This is a genomic window from Candidatus Binatia bacterium, assembly GCA_036504975.1.
Taxonomy (GTDB): domain Bacteria; phylum Desulfobacterota; class Binatia; order UBA9968; family UBA9968; genus JAJPJQ01.
In genome coordinates, this window is record DASXUF010000014.1 from 1 (window position 1) to 6295 (window position 6295).

Consider the following 6295-nt stretch of genomic DNA (forward strand, 5'->3'; position numbering starts at 1 on the left):
CATACAATCGCCACTTTCGAAGAGCAGAGGGGGACGAACGAGAATGGACATAGCTGAAGCGCAGATATTTTTATCGCAGCACCATCGCGGCGTGCTGGTTACGCGCAAGCGGGACGGCGCGCTGCAGATGTCGCCGGTGTCGCCCGCACTCGACAACGAAGGGCGGGTCCTCGTCACCAGCCGCGAGACCGCCTACAAGATAAAAAATCTCCGGCGCGACCCGCGCGCTGCGCTCTGCGTTTTTACCGACGCCTTCCACGGCTCCCAGTGGATTCAGATCAGCGGCAGGGCGGATATCCTTTCGCTGCCGGAAGCGCTGGATCCGCTGATCCATTGGCACAGGCAGGTCAAAGGCGAGCATGCCGATTGGAGCGAATACCGACGGACGATGGAAAAGCAGCGCCGCGTGGCGCTCAGGATCGTCATCGAAAGCGCGGGACCGGACAAAAAAGGATGAAGGATGAGGGCTGAAGGATGAAAGATGAAAAGAAAAAAGCGAAACTCAGAACTCAGAATTCATAATTCAACATTATTTAAGCGCCGCGTCGGCCATCGAGAAATCGAAAATCTTGTCCGCGGCTACAGGTTCCTTGATCTTCAAGGCTTCCCTGCCCGTCTCAAGAATTTCCTTCTCGACGTCCGGTTCCAAACGGCCGGTCAGCGATAGGGTCTCAACGTCCTCCTTGTACATTCTGCGCGCAAGCTCGAGCTCTTTCACGCCAAGCTTTTTCTGGATGTAGGGAATCATGATCTCGGGATTGTCCTGATAAAATTTTACCGCCCGGTTCCAGCTACGCAGAAAGCGGACGATTTTTTCCCGCTTCTGTTTGATGTTTGCGTCCGTCGTGACCACGCCGGTTTGAAGATAGCGCAGGTGGTCTTTGCCGCGGGCCAGGACGCGATAGCCCTGGTCTTGCGCCAAATAAGTCGATGGCGGCGTCATCATCGCGCCGGCGACCTTACCGGTGAGCAATGATTGCAGACGCACCGTCGTGTCCATGCTCAGCAAGGTCACGTCTTTCGCGGGGTCCAGTCCTTTGGCCTGAAGCACGCGCCGCGTGATCACCGCCGCGGTTCCTTCGAGAGAGCCCACCGCGATCGGTTTTCCTTTCAGGTCGGCGCCCGTGGTAATCGACGGCGCGACGATCAGCTCGTGAAGCGGCCGGTCGTGCGAGACCGAAATAACTTTGACCGGCAGGCCGCGGAGCGCGGCGGCAAAACCGCTTCCCGCGTGGCAGGTGACGTCGATCTCGCCCGACATGAGGCTGCTGATGCCGATGATCCCGCGCACCACCAGCACCTGGAGGTCCAAGCCTTCCTGCGCGAAAAAACCTTTTTCCTGGCCGTAGTAGAGATGCGTGTAACTGAGGGTAGGGCCTGGGATGCTGATGTAGAATTTCTCGGCGGCCGTTACGGTTCCGGCGCACAAAAAAAACCATGCCATCAATCCGTACGGGAGAAAACGCATGTGCCTCCTCCTTTTCCCAAGGCTCCGCCGAGCGTGAATTGGAAAGGGGTGACCGCCGTGCGGCTTATAAAGGAAAGATCGTCAGCGCACCCGCGACCGGCGGGCGAAAGTCTCCTTGGCGATTTTCTCGACCAGATCGTCGCTCGACTTTCGGAACTCCAGGTCCAGAAGCACCATGTTCTTGATGCCTTCGGGGTCGAGCTTGGTCATGCCCTCGCGCATGACCGTGAATTCCCGATCGACCAGGAACTGTTGCCCTTCTTTGGAGAGGACGAAATCGACGAACAGCGCGGCGGCGTGCGGATGAGGCGCGGTCTTGAAAGCCCCCGCCGCGGCGAGCGTCACCACAAACGGATAGGCGAAGTGATAATCGACCGGCGCGCCTTTTTGCTTGAGCTCCTTCAATAGCGAAAGCCTGAGCTCGGGGGAGGAGTAGATCTCGCCCGCCGCGAGGAGCTGTATTTGCAAAGTGCGTCCGCGGCGAAACTGGATGTTCTGAGTCTCGACCAACCTGCGGAAAAAATCCTGGGCCTTTTCCTTGCCGAAGGCCTTGAGCGCGCCGCGGATGAAATTGTTCGGGAGAGGATCCAGCCCGATCTTGTCCTTCCAGTAAGGATCGAGGAGATCGAGATAGGTTTTCGGCAGCCGCTTGCGATCGATAAACCTCGTATTGTAGCCGAACGTCCATTCCGAGATGAAGATAGTCGTCCAGCGGCCGTCCTTGTCTTTGTAGTCCTTGGAAAAATATTTCCATTCGGGAGAGCGATGCTTCGCCAGCACGTCGGCCTCCGTGAAGGACAGGGCGACGTTGTCGCCGCCGGCAAAGACGTCGGCGATGTGCCGCCCCGCGCGATACTCCGTCAAATAGCGGTCGGCGAGCGCCTCGCCCCGTCCCTCGCGGATGAACTGCGTCTTGATGAACGGATATTTTTTGCTGAAGGTGGCGAGTAGCTGCTCGATCATCTCGCGCACAAAGACCGCGTAAAGCGTCAAAGAGCCTTCTTTCTTGGCGCCTTCGACGAGGACCTGTTGACGCTGCTGCGGTGAAAGGCCTTCCAGCTTCTGGTAGAGCTTCTCGGAATCCTGGGCGGTCGCCGAGACAGGAAGGAGCAGAGACGAAACGACGATGAGAACTTTGAGTCGTCGAAGCCAAAGCATGCTGCGCTCCTTAGCTGCGGGAAATCTTCGCCTCGCCGTGCCGTCAGAACATTTATCTCTTTCGCCGGTAGAAAACAATCAGCGCGCCGCGCCGTTCACGTTCCTTCGGTCAGCGCAGTTGTGGTACAGTAGTTATGGATATGAAAAATCCGCGACAGATTTGCCACTTCACCGCCTCCAATCCGGGTTACCTTACGCTCGAAGGCACCAACCAGTATCTTCTCGGCAAAGACGAGATCACCGTCGTCGACGTCGCGCTCTCATCGCCCGCTAACATCGATGGCATCATCGAGCGGGCGGAGGCGATGGGCGGGAAGAAGATCGAAAAGATCCTGCTCACGCACATTCACAGCGACCACTCAGGCGGCGCGCTGGCGCTGAAGAAACGCTCAGGCGCCAAGCTGGGGATTTCACGGCTCCGCGCGGGGTACGTCGGCGAGGAGGATTTTACCTACGGCGAAGGCGACGAGATTCCGTACGACGGCGGCAAGCTCAAGGTCGTCCACACGCCCGGCCACGAGTCCGGCCACTGCTGCTTCTACGAGCCGGAATTGAAAGATTTGCTGACGGGCGACCACATTCTCGGCCGCGGCACGACCGTGATCCCGCCGCCGGACGGCGACATGGCCGATTACATCAACTCGTTGGAAAAGTTGCTGGGGCTGGAAATCCGCCGCCTGCTGCCCGGCCACGGGCCCGAGGTGAACGATCCTTACGGCAAAATCAGAGAGTATATCGACCACCGGTTGATGCGCGAGAAAGAGGTGCTCAAGTGTCTCGGCGAAGGCGAGCAGAAGATTTCCGCCATCACGGCGCGGATCTACGCCGACACTCCCGCCGCTCTTCATCCGATGGCGCGGCTCTCGGTCGAGGCGCATCTTTTGAAGCTCATCAAAGAGGGGCGGGTGAGACGAGAGGGCGGGCGCTACGTTCTGGCGGCGGCGTAATGGGAATTTTCGGAGTGATCCTTCACTTCGTTCAGGATGACAATCCCCTAAGGAGTAATGCTGAGCCCTTCACTTTCTGTCATGCTGAAATATGAACGAAGCGAAGCATCTCTCTTTTCCGCTCAGGGTAGGCTCCGCGAAGAATCTCAGTTTTGTCTTACTTCTCCATGATCACGACGGGTAGTCCCTGGCTCACGAATTGTTTGGCTTGGGCCTCGGCGTCGCTCCGGCTGGAAAAAATTCCCGCCTGCACACGATAGTAGGTACTCTCATTCCTGCGGAAGGGGACGATCGTCACCTCCGACGGTTGTGCCAAGCTGTTGCCGAGCTGGTCTTTCAGCTTGGCGGCGTTTTCCATGTCGGCGAAGGAGCCGATCTGCAAAGTATAATCCAATCGGTCGCGGATTTTTTCGATCCTGGCGGGTCCGTCGATCACCTCGATGCGCACCGGAACGGTGCCCGAGCCGATCATTCCCAAAGATTGAGCGGCGGCATAGGAGAGATCGAGGATCCGTCCTTTGGCAAACGGGCCGCGATCGGTGATGGTGACCTCCGTCGATCGGCCGGTTTTCAAATTGACGACCATGACGCGCGTGCCCAAGGGCAGCGTCTGATGAGCGGCGGTGAGATCGCGCGGGTCGTAAACCGCGCCGCTGGCGGTGAGCTTGCCGTGAAAACCAGGCCCGTACCATGACGCGATGCCGGTCTGCGTGGGCCGGCCTGATGTCGGCAGGTTGGTTTTTGTGACGGGCAAAGAACAGGCGGCGAGGCATGACAGGATCAAGCAGGCCGGAATGCCGGACGGGAAGATTCTCTTGATCATTGTCCTTGAATATACACGAAGGTGTCGGGGGACGGAAGGAAATACGTCGCCGCAGAAAGGACCGTTTACCGGCGATTTGGATTGTGCTAGCTTAGACCATCACAAAAGAGGTTTCGTCATATGTCCGGTCATTCCAAGTGGAGCTCCATCAAACATAAAAAAGCGGCCAAGGACGCGAAGCGGGGCAAGCTCTTCACCAAGCTCATCAAGGAAATCACCGTCGCCGCGCGCATGGGCGGCGGCGATATCAACGCGAATCCGCGGCTCCGAACCGCGGTACTGACCGCCAAGTCGAACAGCATGCCGGCCGAAAACATCGACCGCGCGATCAAAAAAGGAACCGGCGAGCTCGAAGGCGTTCACTACGAGGAAGTTCAATACGAAGGATACGGGCCCGGCGGCGCCGCCATCATGGTCCAGGTGCTGACGGACAACAAGAACCGCACGGTGCAGGAGATCCGGCGTCTGTTCACCAACCACGGCGGGAACCTCGGCGAGAACGGCTGTGTCGCCTGGATGTTCGACAAAAAAGGCCTGATCACCGTGGACAAGTCCAAGGTCGACGAGGAGCGATTGTTCAGTCTGGCGCTGGAAGCCGGAGCGGAGGATGTCCGCGAAGAAGACGGCCTGTTTGAAATCATCACCCCGCCCGAGGATTTCCACAAGATCCGCCACTCGCTGGAGCACGAGAAGATCCCGACTGAAACCGCGCAGGTCACGATGATTCCCAAGAACACCGTCACCGTGGGCGCGAGTCACGTGGAGCAAATTTTGAAGCTTACCGAAGAGCTCGAGGACCATGACGACGTGCAAAACGTCTCGGCCAACTTCAACATTCCCACCGAATTCTTAGAGAAAGCCAGTTAATGACTCGCAGGCTGGGGCAGACCCTGGACGCGGATTCATCCAAAAGGCGCGAGCGGGTCCATCGTGACCATCGTATCTTGCGTATTTTGGGCATCGACCCCGGCACGGTGGCGACCGGATGGGGCGTGGTCGAGATGGTGGGCGGCTCGCTCGTCCACCTCGATCACGGCACCATCGGGTCGTCGTCGGGCGCAGGACAGGGAAACCGGCTGAAGCGGATTTATCACGGCTTGCAAGAAATTCTCGCGCGCTACGAGCCCCAGGGCGTAAGCCTGGAAAAAGTTTTTTTCGCGCGCAACGCCGCGAGCGCGCTCAAATTGGGCCAGGCGCGCGGCGTCGCCGTTCTGGCCGCCGCGGAGCGCGGCATCGAGCTCTACGAATACGCGACCGCAGAGATCAAGCTCGCCGTCGTCGGCTACGGCCAGGCCAGCAAGGAGCAGGTGCAGAAGATGGTGGCTTCTATTCTACACGTGCCGGAGCCGATCCCCGCGGACGCGGCCGACGCCCTGGCCGCCGCGATCTGCTATCTCCATCAGCGCGCGTTTCATTCCCGGATCCAGGAATCGGCGCCGGGAGGTTTGCGCGCGGCGCGCCGGTGAGAACGGATGATCGGCAGGATCAGCGGAACCCTCGCGCACAAAGCTCCCGGCGAAGTCACGGTCGATGTCGGGGGAGTCGGATATCAGATCTTCATTCCCGTGACCGTCTTCTACCGCTTGCCCGATCTGGGAGAAAAAGTCCGCCTCTACACCTACACTCATCTTCGGGAGGACGCGCTCCAGCTCTTTGGCTTTCTCGAGCCCGAGGAGAAGCAGGTATTTCTGCTGCTTAACAGCGTCGCCGGCATCGGGCCGAAGCTCGCCGTCACGGTTCTTTCCGGAATTCCGGCCGATGATCTGGCAAGGGCGCTGAGAGAAGGCGATCAGGCGCGGCTGGTTTCTATTCCCGGAGTGGGGAAGAAACTCGCGGAGCGAATGGTCGTCGAGCTTAGGGACAAAGTGATATCCTTGCCGGCGCAGGAGATCGCGACCG

The 6295-nt window shown here is 58.9% G+C and carries 8 protein-coding genes; 5 read left to right on the forward strand and 3 right to left on the reverse strand.

Translation table 11 applies throughout. The features are described from left to right. Positions 1 to 43 precede the first annotated feature (43 nt). The gene (locus VGL70_02175) at positions 44 to 457 is read left to right on the forward strand and encodes a PPOX class F420-dependent oxidoreductase (protein HEY3302324.1); all 414 of its coding nucleotides are present in this window, start codon (positions 44 to 46) and stop codon (positions 455 to 457) included. Between the two features lie 72 nt (positions 458 to 529). Here VGL70_02175 and VGL70_02180 read toward each other — a convergent pair whose 3' ends face one another. Continuing rightward, positions 530 to 1468, reverse strand: coding sequence for an ABC transporter substrate-binding protein (locus VGL70_02180; GenBank protein ID HEY3302325.1), 939 nt, complete (start codon positions 1466 to 1468; stop codon positions 530 to 532). An 81-nt stretch (positions 1469 to 1549) separates the two neighbouring features. Next, positions 1550 to 2626 (reverse strand): extracellular solute-binding protein, encoded by a 1077-nt coding sequence (locus VGL70_02185; GenBank protein ID HEY3302326.1) that lies wholly within the window; start codon positions 2624 to 2626, stop codon positions 1550 to 1552. 140 nt (positions 2627 to 2766) lie between these two features. On the opposite strand from VGL70_02185, the gene VGL70_02190 reads away from it, so the two are divergent. Then, positions 2767 to 3573, forward strand: coding sequence for an MBL fold metallo-hydrolase (locus VGL70_02190; GenBank protein ID HEY3302327.1), 807 nt, complete (start codon positions 2767 to 2769; stop codon positions 3571 to 3573). A gap of 157 nt (positions 3574 to 3730) precedes the next feature. Here VGL70_02190 and VGL70_02195 read toward each other — a convergent pair whose 3' ends face one another. Beyond that, positions 3731 to 4396, reverse strand: a complete 666-nt coding sequence (locus VGL70_02195; protein HEY3302328.1) for a septal ring lytic transglycosylase RlpA family protein — start codon at positions 4394 to 4396, stop codon at positions 3731 to 3733. Positions 4397 to 4516: 120 nt separating this feature from the next. On the opposite strand from VGL70_02195, the gene VGL70_02200 reads away from it, so the two are divergent. The 3 genes from VGL70_02200 to ruvA all read left to right on the forward strand — a co-directional run. Next, positions 4517 to 5263 (forward strand): YebC/PmpR family DNA-binding transcriptional regulator, encoded by a 747-nt coding sequence (locus VGL70_02200; GenBank protein HEY3302329.1) that lies wholly within the window; start codon positions 4517 to 4519, stop codon positions 5261 to 5263. A 77-nt stretch (positions 5264 to 5340) separates the two neighbouring features. After that, positions 5341 to 5862 (forward strand): crossover junction endodeoxyribonuclease RuvC, encoded by a 522-nt coding sequence (gene ruvC / locus VGL70_02205; protein ID HEY3302330.1) that lies wholly within the window; start codon positions 5341 to 5343, stop codon positions 5860 to 5862. Between the two features lie 6 nt (positions 5863 to 5868). Continuing rightward, positions 5869 to 6295 (forward strand): Holliday junction branch migration protein RuvA (ruvA, locus tag VGL70_02210; GenBank protein HEY3302331.1); only part of this gene is annotated, 427 nt, incomplete at its 3' end.